The organism is Moraxella bovis (genome assembly GCF_002014975.1).
In the GTDB taxonomy this organism is placed as follows: Bacteria; Pseudomonadota; Gammaproteobacteria; order Pseudomonadales; family Moraxellaceae; genus Moraxella; species Moraxella bovis.
Window position 1 is genome coordinate 4955 of sequence record NZ_MUXV01000032.1, and the last position, 18957, is coordinate 23911.

General features: G+C 45.5%; 20 protein-coding genes. 4 read left to right on the plus strand and 16 right to left on the minus strand.

What is annotated here, in order from left to right:
• Positions 1-220 precede the first annotated feature (220 nt).
• From B0182_RS08080 to B0182_RS08090, 3 genes are all read left to right on the plus strand, one after another.
• A complete protein-coding gene (locus B0182_RS08080) occupies positions 221-1711 on the plus strand; it encodes a leucyl aminopeptidase (RefSeq protein ID WP_078274444.1) in 1491 nt (496 codons plus the stop codon).
• Between the two features lie 397 nt (positions 1712-2108).
• Positions 2109-3323 (plus strand): serine/threonine transporter SstT, encoded by a 1215-nt coding sequence (gene sstT, locus B0182_RS08085; protein WP_078274445.1) that lies wholly within the window; start codon positions 2109-2111, stop codon positions 3321-3323.
• A 27-nt stretch (positions 3324-3350) separates the two neighbouring features.
• Positions 3351-3773, plus strand: a complete 423-nt coding sequence (locus B0182_RS08090) for a hypothetical protein (RefSeq protein ID WP_078274446.1) — start codon at positions 3351-3353, stop codon at positions 3771-3773.
• 74 nt (positions 3774-3847) lie between these two features.
• Here the strand turns inward: B0182_RS08090 and B0182_RS08095 are convergent, their stop codons facing one another.
• The 8 genes from B0182_RS08095 to rpsP form a co-directional block, all read right to left on the minus strand.
• A complete protein-coding gene (locus tag B0182_RS08095; protein ID WP_078274447.1) occupies positions 3848-4138 on the minus strand; it encodes an oxidative damage protection protein in 291 nt (96 codons plus the stop codon).
• Positions 4139-4244: 106 nt separating this feature from the next.
• Entirely contained in the window at positions 4245-4631 is a 387-nt protein-coding gene (locus B0182_RS08100) for a type II toxin-antitoxin system VapC family toxin (protein WP_078274448.1), read from the minus strand.
• A complete protein-coding gene (locus B0182_RS08105; protein WP_078274449.1) occupies positions 4631-4843 on the minus strand; it encodes a DUF2281 domain-containing protein in 213 nt (70 codons plus the stop codon). Before B0182_RS08105 ends, B0182_RS08100 begins: the two co-directional genes overlap by 1 nt.
• Positions 4844-4931: 88 nt before the next feature.
• Positions 4932-6299 carry an argininosuccinate lyase gene (gene argH, locus B0182_RS08110; protein WP_208624098.1) on the minus strand — a complete coding sequence of 456 codons (1368 nt, stop codon included), beginning with the start codon at positions 6297-6299 and terminating at the stop codon, positions 4932-4934.
• Positions 6300-6439: 140 nt separating this feature from the next.
• Complete coding sequence (locus B0182_RS08115; protein ID WP_078274451.1) at positions 6440-7513, minus strand: DUF475 domain-containing protein; 1074 nt, start codon at positions 7511-7513, stop codon at positions 6440-6442.
• A 475-nt stretch (positions 7514-7988) separates the two neighbouring features.
• The gene (locus B0182_RS08120; RefSeq protein ID WP_078274452.1) at positions 7989-8237 is read right to left on the minus strand and encodes a YfhL family 4Fe-4S dicluster ferredoxin; all 249 of its coding nucleotides are present in this window, start codon (positions 8235-8237) and stop codon (positions 7989-7991) included.
• Positions 8238-8240: 3 nt separating this feature from the next.
• On the minus strand, positions 8241-8774 hold the full coding sequence (gene rimM, locus B0182_RS08125; RefSeq protein ID WP_078274453.1) for a ribosome maturation factor RimM: 534 nt from the start codon (positions 8772-8774) through the stop codon (positions 8241-8243).
• Between the two features lie 155 nt (positions 8775-8929).
• Entirely contained in the window at positions 8930-9175 is a 246-nt protein-coding gene (gene rpsP / locus B0182_RS08130) for a 30S ribosomal protein S16 (RefSeq protein WP_029102950.1), read from the minus strand.
• A gap of 276 nt (positions 9176-9451) precedes the next feature.
• Here rpsP and B0182_RS08135 point away from each other — a divergent pair, with 276 nt between their 5' ends.
• Complete coding sequence (locus B0182_RS08135; protein WP_078274454.1) at positions 9452-10888, plus strand: ATP-binding protein; 1437 nt, start codon at positions 9452-9454, stop codon at positions 10886-10888.
• 57 nt (positions 10889-10945) lie between these two features.
• On the opposite strand, the gene B0182_RS14320 is transcribed toward B0182_RS08135, so the two are convergent.
• The 8 genes from B0182_RS14320 to B0182_RS08170 form a co-directional block, all read right to left on the minus strand.
• The gene (locus B0182_RS14320; protein ID WP_158079662.1) at positions 10946-11116 is read right to left on the minus strand and encodes a hypothetical protein; all 171 of its coding nucleotides are present in this window, start codon (positions 11114-11116) and stop codon (positions 10946-10948) included.
• Positions 11117-11195: 79 nt separating this feature from the next.
• Positions 11196-12875, minus strand: coding sequence for an ATP-binding protein (locus B0182_RS08140; protein WP_078274455.1), 1680 nt, complete (start codon positions 12873-12875; stop codon positions 11196-11198).
• A gap of 94 nt (positions 12876-12969) precedes the next feature.
• Positions 12970-13692 (minus strand): response regulator, encoded by a 723-nt coding sequence (locus B0182_RS08145; RefSeq protein WP_078274456.1) that lies wholly within the window; start codon positions 13690-13692, stop codon positions 12970-12972.
• A gap of 139 nt (positions 13693-13831) precedes the next feature.
• Positions 13832-14248 carry a F0F1 ATP synthase subunit epsilon gene (locus B0182_RS08150; RefSeq protein WP_078274457.1) on the minus strand — a complete coding sequence of 139 codons (417 nt, stop codon included), beginning with the start codon at positions 14246-14248 and terminating at the stop codon, positions 13832-13834.
• Positions 14249-14333: 85 nt separating this feature from the next.
• Positions 14334-15758, minus strand: a complete 1425-nt coding sequence (gene atpD / locus B0182_RS08155) for a F0F1 ATP synthase subunit beta (RefSeq protein WP_065255032.1) — start codon at positions 15756-15758, stop codon at positions 14334-14336.
• A gap of 37 nt (positions 15759-15795) precedes the next feature.
• Complete coding sequence (gene atpG, locus B0182_RS08160) at positions 15796-16668, minus strand: F0F1 ATP synthase subunit gamma (protein WP_078274458.1); 873 nt, start codon at positions 16666-16668, stop codon at positions 15796-15798.
• A 66-nt stretch (positions 16669-16734) separates the two neighbouring features.
• The gene (gene atpA / locus B0182_RS08165) at positions 16735-18279 is read right to left on the minus strand and encodes a F0F1 ATP synthase subunit alpha (protein WP_078274459.1); all 1545 of its coding nucleotides are present in this window, start codon (positions 18277-18279) and stop codon (positions 16735-16737) included.
• A 33-nt stretch (positions 18280-18312) separates the two neighbouring features.
• Positions 18313-18954, minus strand: coding sequence for a F0F1 ATP synthase subunit delta (locus B0182_RS08170; RefSeq protein WP_078274460.1), 642 nt, complete (start codon positions 18952-18954; stop codon positions 18313-18315).
• Positions 18955-18957 lie beyond the last annotated feature (3 nt).

An 18957-nucleotide genomic window follows, 5' to 3' on the forward strand; every position in this document is an offset into this window, starting at 1 on the left:
TAGGCGAGCATTTAGAAAAATGTTGTTTCTCTAAAAACCTAACCAATCATCTTAAAGCATTTGACTTGGTGTTTCATTATATCAACCATGGGTGGGTGTAGCATACTTTTTGGGCTAGAGCCCATATTTTTTGTAATCAATCATCCAACCTATGCCCAAACCCCCAAAAGTGTGCTAAAATTTAAACAATCCCTTCCCTACTCACAAACAAGGAGTTTGTATGTCTGTATCTACCCTAAACCTAAGCGTCAGCGACAAGCTTAGCCCCAAAAAAACCAAAGCCCAGCCCCATTTGGTCGTCTTTGCCGACAGCGATGCCAAAATTTTGGGCAATCTTGACAGCGGTCACCTAGACCGTGCCAAGGCACTCATCAAAGCCAGTGGCTTTAAAGGCTCGGTCGGTGAGAACGTGACCGATTATGGCATTGATGACGGACATGTCATCAGCGTGATTGGCACAGGCTCGCTGGACAAGCTGGCAGGGCAAATGCCAAAACTGGGTAAAGCCACCTTTAACACCATCAAAAACAGCAAATCTGCAGTCGTGGCGTGGGGCGATGTCATTTGCCAAAAGCACTTTGGACAGTTTGTCAATGCCTTACTGCATGCCGAATACCGCTTTGAACCCTACAAATCCAAAAAAGGCGACAAAATCGCCCTATCTGCTGTTGAATTTATCAACACCAAAGACGCCAAAGCCGACTACGAAAACGCCCTAGCCATCGCTACTGCCACGCACATCGGGCAGAGTTTGGCTCGTGATGTCGCCAATGATGCCCCCAACATCATGACCCCTGCTGAGCTTGCCAAAGTTGCCGAAAAACTGGGCAAAGACTACAAAGACGTGGTCAGTGTGAGCGTGCTTGGCGAAAAAGAGATGAAAAAACTGGGCATGGGCTGTTTCTTGGCAGTCTCACAAGGCTCTGATAACGAAGGCAAACTGGCAATCATCGAATACCACGGCAAATCAGGCAAGAAAAAGAGCAAACTAAAAGACCCCATCGCCCTAGTCGGCAAAGGCATTACCTTTGACACAGGCGGTATTTCACTAAAACCATCAGCAGGCATGGATGAGATGAAATACGACATGGGCGGAGCAGCTGCCATGCTTGGCACCATCAAAGCGGTGTGTGAAGCTCGCCTGCCACTGGACATGGTCGTGGTGCTTGCCTGTGCTGAGAACATGCCATCGGGCAAAGCCACTCGCCCATCAGACATCGTAACCGCCATGAACGGCATGAGTGTTGAGATTCTAAACACCGATGCCGAAGGTCGTCTGGTGCTGTGTGACGCCCTGTGCTACGTCCAAGACAACTACAAGCCACGCACCATCATCGATGCCGCAACCCTGACAGGGGCGTGCGTGATTGCCCTGGGTGGAGTGCGTTCAGGACTGTATTGTAATGATGAATACACGCTGTTCGCCCTAGAAGAAGCAGGCGAGTACACAGGCGACCTAGTATGGCAAATGCCCCTAGATGACGCCTATGATGAACAGCTCAAATCCACCTTTGCAGACGTCCAAAACATCGGCGGACGTGAAGGCGGTTCTATCACGGCAGCGTGCTTCTTGCAACGCTTTATCAAAGAAGGTCAAGCATGGGCTCACTTAGACATCGCAGGCACAGCATGGTCAGGTGGCGACAACAAAGGGGCAAGCGGTCGCCCTGTACCCATGCTCATGCGTTACTTAGTGGGACAAGCAGACTAATCCCCACAGTCCATCATTCAAAACGACCATATGTGCATGGTCGTTTTTTAACCTTTGAGAATTATAGGGCGTGCCTACCATTGATAACATTTTTATAAAATAAGATGAACATTTAACGCTTTTATCTATTTTTGCATGAAAAATGGCTAAATCTTGTGGCTCGAAGGCGAAAACTTGCTTGATAGAACAACTATCAGCTACGTTTTTTCCTTGAAAAACGTGCGATTCCCCTTACTTTTTTTAAACAGGCATTTTTCATTGCAAATACCAAAAGCAGGTACGCCCCAACAAAATAAAAATTCATTAACACTTTTATTACAAAAAGTGGTATAGTTATCACATTTTGCAATCTTATCATCTTGTGATTTGACAAGTGTTTGTTAATAAGGAATGATTCATGCGTCAACTTGTGAATGCATACATGCGTGTGGGACTTGTGCCACTTATTTTGATTGCCTTGGTGCTAGGCGTGTTGATTGGCAGTGTTGCCAAAGATGTTGGTATGTCGCTTGGGGTGCTGGGCGATGTGTTTGTCGGAGCCTTAAAAGCAGTCGCCCCGATATTGGTGTTCGCCTTGGTACTCTCTGCCGTGGCAGGATTTAAGAGCAGTAGCGACGCTCGGGTCAAGCCTGTCATGCTACTGTATGTGGTGGGGACATTTACCGCTGCTTTGACTGCCGTACTGGCAAGTTTTGCCTTTCCCATTGAGCTTGTGGGTCTGGCCGACATGCAAGCGGTAGAGCAATCCGCCCCCCAATCTTTACGTGAAGTCCTAAAAAACCTACTCATGAATCTGGTCGCCAACCCCGTGACCGCCCTTAGCAATGCTAACTATCTGGGTATTTTGACATGGTCAGTACTGATTGGTTTGGGGCTACGTCATGCGTCCGAGACCACCAAGACGGTCGTACATGACATCTCAAACGCCGTCTCAGCGGTGGTAAAATGGATTGTGGCGATTGCCCCATTTGGCATCTTAGGACTGGTGTCAAAGACCGTGGCAGAGACAGGTTTTGACGGCTTGGCAAGCTACGCCAAGCTACTTATCGTACTGGTCGGTGCCATGCTGTTTATCGCTTTGGTGGTGAATCCGCTCATCGTCTTGGTCAAGACTCGTAAAAACCCCTACCCGCTCGTTATCGCCTGCCTGCGTGAATCAGGAGTGACGGCATTTTTTACCCGTTCGTCCGCCGCCAACATTCCAGTGAACATGAACCTTGCCAAAAAACTTGGGCTAAACGAAGACACCTACTCACTCACCATTCCACTGGGGGCAACCATCAACATGGCGGGGGCAGCCATCACCATCAACATCCTAACGCTTGCCGCCGCTCATACCCTTGGCGTGGAAGTCAGCTTCTTCCAAGCCCTACTGCTTGCCATCGTTGGCTCTGTCAGTGCTTGTGGTGCCTCAGGCGTGGCAGGTGGCTCACTACTGCTCATCCCATTGGCGTGCGGACTGTTTAATATCTCCAACGACATCGCCATGCAGGTCGTTGCCATCGGCTTTATCATCGGTGTGGTACAAGACTCGGCAGAGACTGCTCTTAACTCATCAACCGACGTGCTATTTACCGCCGCTGCCGACCCTAAATATGCTTATAAGAGTTAAGAGATTCAAAGGACAAAAGGAGCAATGATGAAAAAATTATTATCAACTCTAATCACAGCAGGGATGCTGGTCGGTTGCGCCAGTACACCTGCTACACCGCCTGCCATGCCATCTCTACTGGTCATGCCCAACACCAAAAAGACCAACGAACCGCTTAGCCCTGATACCTATGTGGACGGTGTAGGCATGCTTCATTTTAGAGACTATCACGCCAAAGTCACTTATGGCGACAGGATTTATCTGCTTGATAGCTATGTCGTTCCATTAGAGCAACCTTTTTATATCCATGTGCGTACAGCAGATGGTACAGCGATTATGGCAGATACCGCAGTCAAAATCGCCATCAGCTATATTACCCCCAAAGGCTGTACCGAGCCATTGGTTCGCCGTGCAGACCTAGACAAAAGCACTAATGATAAGAGTGAATGGATTATCGGTGTGGCGTGCTAATTCCTTGTTGACCCAAAAACAAATCGGACACTAAGTCCGATTTTGTTTATACTTAAATAAAATTTAGTGCAAATTTAACTCTCTTTTGGCTTAAACCCTGCTGGGCGTTCATAGTCGCCATTGTCTAAAAATAATTCACGTTGCTCGGCGATGAATTTTTTGGCGTCTTTATCCACCATACTTAGGTGCTTTTCGTTGATGAGCATGGTTTGTAATTCTAGCCACTCGTCCCACGCTTTTTTTGAGACGGTGTTTTGGATTTCCTCGCCTTTGGCATTGGGGAAAGGCGGATTTGGTATTTTTGGCAAATTTTCTTGGTATTTACGACAGAAAACCAAATTGGTTTTGGGGTTAAAGATTTCCATGATTTTTTCCAAAGTAAAAAGGATATTATAGCAAATGTGGGGGCGGATTTGGGGGGTTGTCAAGGGGAGGTCTTTATTTAGCTTTCACGCCACCCAATTTCAATTACTAAACCACCATTAAATCATAACTGGCACAATGCCTATCAGAGCTAATAAACGCAGGGTCATTGGCGATTGCGTGAGATATTAGCATTCTATCAAAAGGGTCTTTATGATAAAAAGGCAGGTTTTGTAAAATTTTTATTGCATCCCATGTCATGTCTAATTTTACAATGTCTTTTTGTGCCAATAGTTTTTCAAAAATATCTTGCCAATTGTCATCAATGATAAGTTTACCAATGCTTACTTTAATGGCAATTTCATTCATGCTAAGTAGGCTATAACATAGGGGATTGTTGGGATTTTGAATGATTTGTTTGGCTTTGTTGGATAATTTATCAGGCTCACTCAATAGCCATATAATCACTTGGGTGTCTAATAAATAACCACGCATCACATATAATCCCCAAATTCATCTAACGGCTCATTAAAATCGTCCGCCATATAGCTTACCAAGCCTTCCGCTCCGCCAAGTGTACGTTGTTTGGGTTGTTTTTGTTCAAGGAATTGGCGAAAGGCTTGTAGTATGGATTGTTCATTTAACAGTCCAATTTCACGAGCTTGTTTGGATAAATCGTCAGGGATATGCAGGGTAAGTGTTGTCATGGCTTGTCCTTTAAAATATCACCCCAATTTTAGCACATCTTTTTGATGATGGATATGCCAAATTGGGGTAATGGTTTGATGAGCTTAATTAACCTTTAACCCGACCACGCCCCCGCTCAATCGCTTTTACCACCTGCTCTGGGGCAGTACCCCCGATATGATTACGAGCATTTAGCGAGCCTTCCAAGGTTAAACACTCAAACACATCATCACCGATGAGCGGACTAAACGCCTTTAATTCATCAAGGCTAAGCTCACTCAAATCCACGCCTTTTGCTACGCCTAACGCCACCGCTCCCCCAACCACTTCATGAGCATCACGAAACGGCAAGCCCTTGTTGACCAAATAATCCGCCAAATCAGTCGCTGTGGCATAGCCTTTCATCGTGGCGGTACGCATATTTTGGGCGTTTGGCGTGATGTTTGGGAGCATATCGGCAAAGGCGATGAGCGAGCCTGTCAGCGTATCCACGCAGTCAAACAAGGGCTCTTTGTCTTCTTGGTTGTCCTTATTGTACGCTAAGGGCTGATTTTTCATAAGTGTGAGCAGGGTTGTGAGCTGTCCGAACACACGAGCGGTCTTGCCACGCACAAGCTCTGGCACGTCAGGATTTTTCTTTTGAGGCATGATGGACGACCCTGTACAAAAGCGGTCAGGGATATGGATAAAACCAAACTGTGCCGACATCCACAAAATCAGCTCTTCACTCATGCGAGATAGGTGCATCATCAAAATGCTGGCGTTGGCGGTAAATTCAATGGCAAAATCACGGTCAGACACCGCATCGAGCGAGTTCTCACAAATGCCATCAAAGCCAAGCAGGCGAGCGGTGATTGTGCGGTCAATAGGGTAAGTCGTCCCTGCCAGAGCCGCCGAGCCAAGTGGCATTTGGTTAATGCGAGTGCGAGTCTGGGCAAAACGCTCGCTGTCACGGCAAAGCATCTCAAACCACGCCATGACATGATGAGCAAAACTCACAGGCTGGGCGGTCTGCAAATGCGTAAAACCGGGCATGATGGTTGTGGTGTGTTTGCTTGCCAAATCCAGTAGACCGTTTTGTAATTTGCCAATTAAGGCGATGATTTTGTCGGTCTCGTCTCTTAGATATAGGCGAATGTCGGTTGCCACTTGGTCGTTACGGCTACGCCCTGTGTGCAGTTTTTTGCCGACATCGCCAATCAAGGCGGTCAAGCGACTCTCAATATTCATATGAACGTCTTCTAGCTCCACACGCCATTCAAATTCGCCACGCTCAATCTCGCCTTTGATTTGGGTCAGTCCGTCCACGATTTGACGGCTTTCATCGGCGGTGATGATACCGCACTGCCCAAGCATGGTGGCGTGGGCGATAGAGCCTTGTATGTCTTGGTTTGCCATGCGTTTGTCAAAATTGACCGAGGCGGTAAATTCGGCAACAAAACGGTCGGTAGCTTCGCTAAAACGTCCGCCCCACATTTGGGCGGTTTGGGTAGTAGTCATGATAATGCCTTATTGATAAAAATAAGGCGTATCTTAACAATGAATGTAGCAGAGCACAAGCGGTTTTGCTGTTTTATGGCATTATTTGCACTTTAACCAGCTTTAAGCATGGCTTATCACTGCTGGGAGATGGACTTATGCGGATTATTTCTGCGATAGCGAATGGAAGCTATCACCGATGCCACGATAAAGGCAACCCCGATAAGCCCCGTGATAATCTCAGGCACATGAAATTTCATCGAGATAAGCATGATAATCGCCAACGCCCCAATGGCATAATGAGCCCCGTGTTCTAGGTACACAAACTCATCTAGCGTGCCTTTTTCGACCAAGAAAATCGTCATCGAACGCACAAACATCGCCCCAATGGCAAGACCAATCATGATGATAACCACGTCATTGGTAATGGCAAACGCCCCAATCACGCCGTCAAAACTAAATGACGCATCCAATACTTCTAAATATAAAAAGCCTGCGATACCGCCTTTGGCAATCGCTCCCGCTACTTCGTGTCCATCGGGCGTGCCGTCATCATCGCCATCGCCTTCAAGCAGTGTGGATAGGACATTAACCCCCATATAGATAAGAATACCCCAAACGCCCGCCATTAAAACAACCGACTTATGAGCTTTGTCCACCCAAGTGAGTGAAATCATCAAGGTTACAATGGCAACAAACACACTCATGGCGTCCACTTTACCAAACTTAGCAAGGCGTTTTTCAAGCCAGCCAAACCAATGAATGTCTTTGTCATCAAATACAAAGTTCAAAAAGACAAGCAGTAGGAACATACCCCCAAAAGCAGCAATCTCAGCATGGTGTGCCATGAGCTTGGCGGAGTATTCTTTGGGGTTATTGAGTGCCAAATCGACAACTTCTTTCATGTCCATGTCTGCCGTAACTGCCACAATGACAATGGGGAACACCAGTCGCATACCAAAGACAGCGATGAGCATACCGACGGTTAAGAAAATCGTTTTCCAAAACTTATCCCAATGCTTTAAAACGGACGCATTGACCACCGCATTATCAAAGGACAATGAGATTTCCATCAGTGCCAGCACCATTGTAATAAACAGTGCCGAGAGCATGGCGGTTGTCCCACCGTGCGTAAATCCCCAATACGCCGCCCCAATCAAGCAGACGATGGTAAAAAAGATGTCAAAATAAAAATGTTTAAGGGTTTTCATCATGGATGAGATGTTCCTGTTTTATAACAAGAAAAGCAATAAATGGGGCGTGCCTGCCTTTTGTATTTGCAATGAAAAATAGGGGAAATCATCCGTTTTTCAAGAAAAATTCCGCAGTTGATATTGAAATATCAACAAGGATTTTGAAGATGAAAACATCCGACCACTTAATCAGGTAAATTTTAAGAATTTAGGTAGTAGTCTAAAAAGTATGCCAAACTAGGTTTTCCGTTCGCCCTAAGCCTGCCTGCGGGTAGGAAAACCGTTAGGCTTCCCAAGCTTACCACGAACGGTTTTCTTTGTAGCATACTTTTTGAACCAGAGCCAGAATTTAATTTAATTTAATTTAATTTAACTTTTTAAATTAAGTGGTCGGATAGCCATTTTTCATGCAAAAACAAGTGGTCTGTTTTTGCAAATTTTCAAGATTTAAATTGTGTTATAAAGGGCAGGCACGCCCCAATCATCGCCTTATCTAGCCGTTGGTAATTTTATGATATTTAGCAAGTAGCTCATCTTCGCTCTCGTCATAATCAGGGTCTTTGGGGATGCAGTCCACAGGGCAGATGTCCACGCATTGAGGCGTGTCATAGTGTCCCACGCATTCGGTGCATAGGTCGGGATTGATGACATAGATGTCATCCCCTGCTGATATGGCTTCATTAGGGCAGACAGGCTCACACACATCGCAGTTGATACAGTCGGTTGTGATTTTGAGTGCCATGGCTTAATAATCCCTGCCCCATGCCACGAGCATGGTTTTGGCGTCCAAATCCACATTAAGCACGATGTCGCTATGCCACGGGATGAGTCTATCTTCGCCATCCACGCTCTCGGCGGTCGGCTTGACCGAGATGATGGCATGGGCGGACGTTTCAAACATCTCTTTGATGATGCCCAAATTATCGCCTTCTTCATTGACGACTGTCAATCCCACCAAGTCCGACCAATAATACTCATCGTCATCCAAAGCGGGTAAGTTTGATTTATCCACCCAAACGCTCACGCCATTCATGGTCTCTGCCACGTTACGGTCAGGCACTTCCTTAAAACTTGCCACCAACCCTGCCCCCTGCTCTCGCCAGTCGCTGACCGTCAAAGGGCGAAAACCGAGTGCTGTTTTCATGTACCAATGAGGCATGTCAAAGATATCCGAGCGGTTGTCAGTCAAGCTAAATACCCACAGCCAGCCCTTAATACCATAAGGTTTTTTTAGGGTAGCGATTTGGATGAGCGTGTCGGGATTGGGCGATGTTGTCATGGCGTTTTAAATAAATTAATAAAAATAAATGCTTGCAAAGTAAATAAGAGTTTTGACTTATTTTAAAACCAGTAAAGAGATAAATAAAAATCGGTCTGCATGACACTCATCAATCAATGATAAGAGACACACAAACCGACACAAGATGTCAGCGATTACGCTTTGTTGCTAGCCTTAACCAGTTGAGCAACACGGTCAGAGGGCTGAGCTCCTTTACCAATCCACGCATTATAAGCGTCTTGGTCAATGCGAAACGCTTCTTCTTGACCACGAGCCAGTGGGTTAAAGAAACCAATACGCTCAATGTGGCGACCGTCACGAGACGCACGCTTGTCAGCAACAACGATTTGGTAGAATGGGCGTTTTTTTGAACCGCCACGAGCTAGACGAATAACAACCATGATAATTCTCTCTTGAATTCATTAAATGATAAAGTATTTGCAAGAAAAAAACTGGTCGCCAAAAATGTGAGGATGAGCCGATGGCAAAACCAGATTTATAAAAAGACCCTAATTATACCAATTTTTATGCCATTTTCAAAGTAATTTTTTAAAAATTCTCATGCCGTGATGCAACACCTGACAACATGGACATAAATTGGTTTGACAAAGCAATTTCCGACTTTATGCACAAAACGTGTGTTAAAATAGAGCGTATCGCACTTTTATCCCATTTTTATGAAAAAAAATTACAAGTACTGGCAACTTAAAATCAGACACACGCTAAATTCTAACACATGGCAGACGGTTAGCATGGTGATTTTTATCGTCTTTGCCAGTATCGCTTTATCGATTTGGCTCATTTGGCGAAGCCTGTATCTGCCTGAGATTAAGAATCACGCCAGTTATTTGGCAAGCGAGCTGACCTTTATTGACAACGCCAATCAGAGCTTTGCAGACGACCCTGCCATGCTCAAATGGGTGCAGGACAACAGCCATGTGCAAATCATCAGCGACCCGAGCGAGTTTCCTGTGGTCAATGACAAGATAGTGGCTGACTTTTTTACCGACATTTTTGCAGGGCAAGTCAGCCGAGAGCTTGGGCGTGAGGTCAAGGTTTATTTTAAGTTCAAACCAACTCCGAAGCTGTGGATTTGGGACAGCAAATACCCCAACGTTTGGCTGCGTGAACCTGTCATTCACTACTCGCAGTACAGTGCGGGGTTACTGGCAGGCTTTGTGTTTGGCTTGCCGATTTTGACCATTTTGGTGAGTCTGGTTTTGGTACGTCGCCTAAATCGCCCACTCAAAAAACTAGAACGCACCGCCAATGACTACATTCATCTAGGGCATGCGACCGTGCTACCCGAGGTTGGCTCAAATGAGATTCGTAAAGTCAATACCGCCTTTAACCGCCTATTTCACACCCTACATCAAGCCCAAAAAGAACGCACCATCATGCTCGCTGGCATCAGCCATGACTTACGCACGCCCCTAACTCGCATGCGACTGACTGCCGAGATGTTGCCTGATGAGTTTTTTCGAGAAGGGCTGGTGTATGACATCGAGGACATGGATGCTATTTTGGAACAGTTCATGTCATTTATGAAAGACGGCTCGGATGAAGCAGTGCGAGCGACCAATTTGGAGCTGATTTTCCATGAAATCAGCGTGCAGTTTAATGACGTGCGTTTTGTCTATGACAATCGGGTCGTCGAAGATGTCATGGTGCGTCCTTTATCCATGAAACGCTTGATTGTCAATTTGATCAATAATGCGGTGCGTTATGGGCGTGAACCCATCCATTTGGGGGCGGTGATTGATTATCGAGACGCCGATGATTTAACCGCTGAAACCCTTAAAAAAAGAATACTCACCATCAGTGTGCGTGATGAAGGCGAGGGTGTGGCGGAGAGTGAACTACAACGTATTATGCAACCTTTTGAGCGTGGTGAGACAGCACGGACAACCCAAGGTAGTGGGCTAGGTCTTGCCATCGTCAGTCGTATCGCTCACCTGCACCAAGGCGAGGTCATCGCCCGCAACCATGACAATGGCGGGCTAGAAGTTCTTGTCCATATTCCTTTGGTAGATAATACACGAAGCACAACTGACACATCAGACAATCCGACAAACCATGACATCAGTGAAGATGACAAAACTAGCTCCGATTAGACTGATACATATCAGTTAATGAATTGACGTGATTTTTAATTATTTTTTACCAATCTATTATTTTTTACCAATCTCGGGGGGTAGCTGATTGGTCGTATCGGTAAAGCTGACGGGGGCGACAAGACTGGTTTTGGCTTGCTCAACATTCTTATCGGTGCTAGGCACCAGCAGAAAATAACCCAACAGAGCCGCATTGGCAAGCACCAACAATCCAAAAAGATAAGGCATATTGACATCCTAAGATAAATTTATGATTTATTTTAGCATAACTTTGCCAAAATGCCACGCCAGTTATCTGTATTTATCGCTATTCGTCTGTACCGATGAGTTTTTTCTCACTTTTTGCGCCCGTCAGCTCATCTGCCACGATAACCACACCCACCTGTTTGACTGGCCATTCCATGGTAAATCTCGCCCCGTGCAAACTTGGGCTTTCATCCACACTCATGTTACCACTAAACCAAAATGCAATGCGTGCAACAATGGACAGACCAAGTCCATAGCCACCTGACGCACGGGTACGACTGTCATCGAGACGGGCAAAAGGAATGAACACTTTTTCACGGTCAGCTTCGGGAATGCCATGCCCATCATCTTCGACAGTGACAAATGCCATGCCTTTTTTGACCCCTGCACTGATGATGGTGGTGCTTTTGGCATAACGCAGGGCATTGCCCGCTAAGTTTTGCACCACACGGTGTAGATAACGCCTGTCTGCCATCGCCACCACTTTTTGGGCGGGCGGTTTGATTTGTATGGCAATGGGCTTGCCCAAAGCATTGGTCTCACGCTCGATTTGTTCAAGGAGCTCTTTTAAGCACACCATTTCCCAATCCATCTTTGGAGAGCCTTCTTCGAGCTTGGCATAGGTTAAAATTTCATCAATAAGCTCATTTAAAGAAGCAATGTCATCATCAATATACTGTTTTTGTACCTGCCGTGACTCATAATCATCATCATCAGCAAGCATGTCCACCGCAAAACGAATGCGTGCCACTGGCGTTCTTAGTTCATGCGAGACGGCACGGGTCAGCTCACGTTGGGATTCTATCAGTCTTTTAATATGACGAATCATAGCATTAAAGGTTGATGACAGACGAGCGATGTCATCATACCCTGCCACTTGCACCATGGTGTCAAGTTTACCTTCGGCAACTTTATTGACCCCCATTTGTAAAAGTTGTAAACGTCGCTCTAATGGGAAAATCAGGGCATATACACCAAAACTCACTAACAACAGGCAAGTCAGCACAATACTAATGATGACATCCAAGGAAAAGAAGTTAAACAAAGGTACGGTTACCACCAACACTTCATTAGGAATGGTTGATGCCATCATGACCGATAGGTGGGGTCTTTGGTTTTCATTGTCAAAACTAAGCACTGCCTTGCCAGTATTTAGTCGGTCAAACTGCTCTTTATCCAAGCCCAAAGTTGACAAAGGCAATAATGCCATAGAATAACCAAATTTTTGACTTAGATGAGCAAGACGTGCTTGCTTATCTGTCAAAGATGGATAATACTGTAATTCATCCAACAAAAACCCCATAACAGCATGAATTTGACGTTCATTAATGCGATCAAGCTCGGCAGACAGCACACTGCCATCATTGTCTATGGCATGATACACCATCGAATGATGTGAGATTTCATCATAGCGAACCACTGACTTGCCTTCTTTTAATCTTTTTAATTCGCGACCTTTAAGTTCAAGGTCATCCATCGGCACGACATGAATCTCTGACCCAAATTCCCGACCAATCGCCATAAGCCAAGACTCTTTTTCTTCCACAGAGCGTCTATCATAGGATGCTGTCCCTAAATAAAAAACAACCGTGGCAATGGATTCTCGGTAAGATTGCAGGCGTTGCTGGTTAATTGCCTGCATGAGAAAATAGCCAAAAAAAGCAACCAAAAAGCAGACAAGCAAAAGTCCTGCATAAATACGAAAAAAGATACTACGTTCGGTAATTGATGAAAGTGCCATACCATTGACTTATCATGAGTGAAAATAAAAAGCCAGCGATGTGGCTGGCTTTATTGTAGCATAGCTTGGATATTGACTGATGTTAAGATTACAATTAATTGCCTTCTTTAACAAACAGATAACCTTTACTACGCACTGTTTTGATACGTTTGGGATTTTCTGGGTCATCGCCAATTTTTGGACGAATACGAGAAATACGCACGTCAATTGAACGGTCTTGACCATCGTACTCAATACCACGAAGTCGCTCAAAAATATCTTCACGAGATAAGATACGACCTGCATTGGATGCAAGTAGCCAAAGCAAATCATACTCAGCACTGGTAAAATCAACCAATTCGTCATTTAGAGTCACTGAGCGACCGCCATTGTCAATGACCAAATCACCAAATTCCAAACGCTGTGGCGTGTCATCTGTCGGTGCCGAGTCAGAGCGACGAAGCAAGGCACGGATACGGGCTAGCAATACTCGGGGCTGGGCAGGTTTTGCCACGTAATCATCCGCCCCCATCTCTAAGCCTAACACCTGATCCATGTCTTCGGTGCGTGCTGTTAACATTAAAATCGGCTGAGCATAGTGTGGGCGTACTTCACGGCACACTGTCAAGCCATCACTACCTGGCAACATGACATCAAGCACCACCAAATCAGGCTGTTCACTAATGATGCGACGAATCGCACGGGTGCCATCAGTTTCAATCGCCACGTCCAATCCGTTACGTCTGAGATAGTCTTGGGTTAAGGCGGCAAGACGCTCATCATCTTCAACAATCAGAATTCGGGGAATGTCTTCTTTTTCTGGGGCTGTCGTTGTCATATATTATCCTTGAATACATCAAAAGATACATCAAAATCAGGTAATGCCATCAATCAAGCAAACTTGTTTGGTGGACATGCTTATTCTAACAAATTTTTGAGCAATAAGCACGATTTTTAATCAGCAATTAAGCAAATAATTAAGCACGGTTTTTGTACTTTTGAATGGTTTGTAGCTGTGCCAATGACTCTGTCAATGCTGTCAGGGCAGCAGTGGTATCAATATTAGCACTTTGATTTGCCAAGGCTTGCTCGGCAGTGCGACGTGCTTCGGCGATTTTTGCTTCATCCAGATTACTGGCACGTTCTGCCGAATCAGCAAGCACGGTCACAATCTTAGGTTGAACTTCTAGCACACCACCTTGTACATAAATCACTTCATCTGTACCATCGGCTGATTTTAGGTGCAAAGGACCTGGTTTTAGCAAAGTAATGATTGGCGTATGACCTGCCAAAATACCAAGTTCACCATCAATACCCGAAGCCACAAGCACACTAATGTCACCTGAGTAAAGCTCTTCTCTGGCACTGACCACTCGGCATGTAAATGTTGCCATGATGACTCCTATCTATATTTATATCATCGTTTTGTCCGTGATAAAGTCAGTTAAGATTAGATTTCTCCAATCTTAACTTTGGACATTAAGCAGCTTTTAGCTTGTCAGCTTTTGCAATCACTTCATCGATACCGCCAACCATATAGAAGGCTTGTTCTGGCAAGTGGTCATATTCACCACTGATGATAGATTTAAAGCCAGCAATCGTATCACGCAGTGCCACATACTTACCAGGTGCCCCTGTAAATACTTCTGCCACGTGGAAAGGCTGTGATAGGAAACGCTGAATCTTACGAGCACGATAAACAACTAGCTTATCTTCTTCTGACAACTCATCCATACCCAAGATGGCAATGATGTCTTTTAACTCTTTATAACGTTGTAGTACTTCTTGCACGCCACGAGCGACATTATAATGCTCATCACCGATAACTTGTGGGTCAAGCTGACGCGATGTTGAATCAAGCGGGTCAACCGCAGGGTAGATACCTTGTGAAGCGATATCACGGCTAAGTACGACCGTTGCATCCAAGTGAGCAAAGGTGGTCGCAGGCGATGGGTCAGTCAAGTCGTCCGCAGGAACGTAAACGGCTTGTACAGAAGTAATCGAACCTGACTGAGTAGAAGTAATACGCTCTTGCAACGCACCCATCTCTTCGGCAAGTGTCGGCTGATAACCTACCGCAGATGGCATACGACCTAGAAGTGCTGATACTTCGGTACCTGCTAGGGTATAACGGTAAATATTATCAACGAACAACAGAACGTCACGACCCTTGCCAGTGGCTTCATCTTTTTCATCACGGAAGTACTCTGCCATGGTGAGACCAGTCAAAGCAACACGCAAACGGTTTCCTGGTGGCTCGTTCATCTGACCGTATACCATCGCAACTTTTGATTTGGTAAAGTCTTCGGTATTAACAACGCCAGCTTCTTGCATTTCGTGATAAAAGTCGTTACCCTCACGAGTACGCTCACCCACACCTGCAAACACAGATAGACCTGAGTGTTTTAGGGCGATGTTGTTAATGAGCTCCATCATATTAACGGTCTTACCAACACCGGCACCGCCGAACAGACCAACTTTACCCCCTTTTGCAAATGGGCAAAGCAAGTCAATAACTTTAATACCAGTTTCTAGTAGCTCTGTTGAATTAGATTGTTCATCATAGCTTGGGGCTTCACGGTGGATAGACCATTTTTGTTCAGCATTCACAGGACCTGCTTCATCGATTGGGCGACCCAATACGTCCATGATACGCCCTAGTGTTGCTGTACCCACAGGCACAGAGATGGGTGCACCTGTATTAGAAACAGGCAAGCCACGTTTTAGACCTTCGGTAGAACCCATGGCAATGGTACGTACCACGCCATCACCCAACTGCTGTTGGACTTCCAAGGTAGTTTCCGTGCCATCAACATGAAGTGCATCAAAGATTTGGGGGACTTCACCACGGCTAAACTCAACGTCAATTACCGCACCGATAATCTGCACAATACGACCGCTCATTGCGTTCTCCTAAATTTTTATATTCAGCTAAACTGACTTATGATACAGCGGCAGCACCACCAACGATTTCCGAAATCTCTCGGGTAATCGCTGCTTGTCTGAGCTTATTATAAACCAATTGTAAATCTTTAATTAAATTACCAGCATTATCTGTCGCCGCTTTCATCGCTACCATACGAGCAGATTGCTCTGATGCGATGTTTTCAAGGACGGCTTGATAAACCAATGATTCAATATAGCGTACCATCAAACTGTCAATCAACGTCTTTGTATCAGGCTCATAAATATAATCCCAACCGTGACTGATACCCTCATCATCGGACAAAGCTCCCTCAGGCAAAGGAACAAGCTGAGTGATTGATGGTTTTTGGGTCATGGCGTTGATAAACTGATTGTACACCAAATAAATTCTATCTAATTTGCCATTTTGGTAATCATCAAGCATGGTCTGTACGGGACTGCTGATGTGTTCATAGCTTGGACTATCGCCATAATCGGTAACTACCGATGTGACATTACCACCAAAGTTTTTGAAAAAGCCAACGCCTTTTGAGCCAATGGCCGCAAACTCAACTTCGACAGACTGCTCTTGGTAAGTTTTGACTGACTTTAATAAACTTTTAAATAGGTTAATGTTTAGACCACCTGCCAAACCACGGTCAGAAGTAACCACAATAAAGCCCACACGGTTCACAGGGCGACTGACCATATAAGGGTGCTTATAATCGGACTGTGCTTGCACAAGGTGTGAAATCACACGGTGCATACTTTCAGCATAAGGGCGACCCATGCCCATGCGTTCTTGAGCCCGACGCATTTTACTGGCAGCAACCATCTGCATGGCACGTGTGATTTTCTGAGTGCTTTTAATACTGGTTACTTTTGCACGTATTTCTTTTAAGCTTGCCATAATTATTCCAAAACTGGACTCAGTTTAAATGGGTATATGGTGTATCAATGATACACCATATTGCTCTTAGTAGCTACGAGATGCTTTGAAAGCTTCAATCCCTGCTTTTAGACGACTCTCGATGTCATCATTATAGTTGGCAGTCTCATCAATCTCGCTCATGAGAGCACCATATTCGCCACGAAGGAAGCTTAGCAAACCTTGCTCAAAAGCACCGATTTTTTCAACAGGTACATCCGCAAGATAACCTTCGTTTGATGCATAGATGACCGCCGCTTGGTCAGCGATAGACATCGGTGCGTATTGTTTTTGCTTCATCAGCTCAGTCACACGCTGACCGTGTTCTAGTTGCTGTTTGGTTGCGTCATCCAAATCCGATGCAAACTGAGCAAAGGCAGCCAACTCACGATACTGTGCCAAGGCTGTACGGATACCGCCTGAAAGCTTTTTGATGATTTTCGTTTGAGCTGCACCACCCACACGAGATACCGAGATACCAGCATTTACCGCAGGGCGAATACCTGAGTTAAATAGGTTAGATTCTAAGAAAATCTGACCATCAGTAATCGAAATGACGTTGGTAGGTACGAACGCTGATACGTCCCCTGCTTGTGTTTCAATGATGGGCAGGGCAGTCAATGAACCAGTCTTGCCTTTGACTTCGCCACCCGTAAACGCTTCTACATAGTCCGCATTAACACGAGATGCACGTTCTAACAGACGTGAGTGCAAGTAAAATACATCCCCTGGGTAGGCTTCACGTCCTGGTGGACGGCGTAGTAGTAGTGAGATTTGACGATAGGCAACCGCTTGCTTAGACAAATCATCATAGATGATAAGTGCGTCTTGACCACGGTCACGGAAGTACTCACCCATGGTACAACCAGAATATGGGGCGATGTATTGCAGTGCCGCAGGCTCTGATGCTGATGCAACCACAACGGTAGTATAAGCCAATGCACCTGACTCTTCTAGTTTACGCACCACGTTAGCGATGGTTGAGCGTTTTTGACCAACAGCAACATACACACATTTGATGCCAGAGTCTTTTTGGGCGATGATGGCATCGATTGCCATGGCGGTCTTACCTGTTTGGCGGTCGCCAATGATAAGTTCACGCTGACCACGTCCGATTGGAATCATGGTATCAACCGCTTTATAACCTGTCATAACAGGCTCATCAACCGATTGACGAGCGATAACGCCAGGGGCGATTTTTTCAACTTTATCGGTTAGCTTAGCATTGATAGGACCTTTGCCATCAATAGGATTACCCAAAGCATCAACCACACGACCCAACAGTTCAGGACCTACGGGTACTTCTAGGATACGACCTGTGCAGTATGCTTTTTGTCCTTCTTGTAGGGGCAAATAGTCGCCCAAAACGACCGCACCGACTGAGTCTTGTTCTAAGTTTAGTGCCATGCCATAGACATTGCCTTCAAACTCAATCATCTCGCCATACATGGCTTCTTCTAGACCATGAATTTTTACAATACCATCAGAGACACTGACGATAACGCCTTCAGTTTTAGCAGTTGCGCTTACGTCAAGGTCTTGAATACGTTGCTTAATCAGATTGCTGATTTCAGCTGGATTCAATTGTTGCATTGCCTTGTTTCCTATAATTTAGACAGCCACAGTTTATGCTGTTAGCTGAGTCTTTAATTGTTTTAACTTGCCACGCACCGAGCCATCAGTAAACTTATCGCCCACTTTAATGGTCGCACCCCCTAACAGTGAACTATCCACAGCCTCGTGTAAAATCACGATAGAACCTGTTGAGATAGCCAAAGATTCTTGTAGGGATTTGCGTTGGGCCTCAGTTAGTGGGTAGGCTGATGTTACGTAAGCGTCAACCTGTTTTAGCTCTTGTGATTTTAGCTTGCTGTAATGAGCATGAATCTCAGGAAGCAAAGACAGTCTGTCATTATCAGACAGCTGGCTGACAAAGTTTGTCAATGCCTTATTGGCTGTCAGATGCTTACTTCCTGCTAATACTTCTGCCGCCACACTCACGTCCACGCCCTGTGATGCCGCTGTCTGCAACGTTTGGGCAAGTGGCGAGTTACTCGGTCTTTGGCTAGTGTAGATATCCATCAGCACCGAAGCTTTGTGACTGGCGGGAATGGCTGGATTGTGTAGCAAACCAATAAATGCGTCATTACGCACAATATCCGATGCCATCAACAAGAAGTCTTCCCATTCGTTAATCGCATTTTGCTCTTCAGCATAGTCAAACGCAGCTTTTGCGTAAGGTCTTGCCAAGGTAGATAATTCAGCCATGAG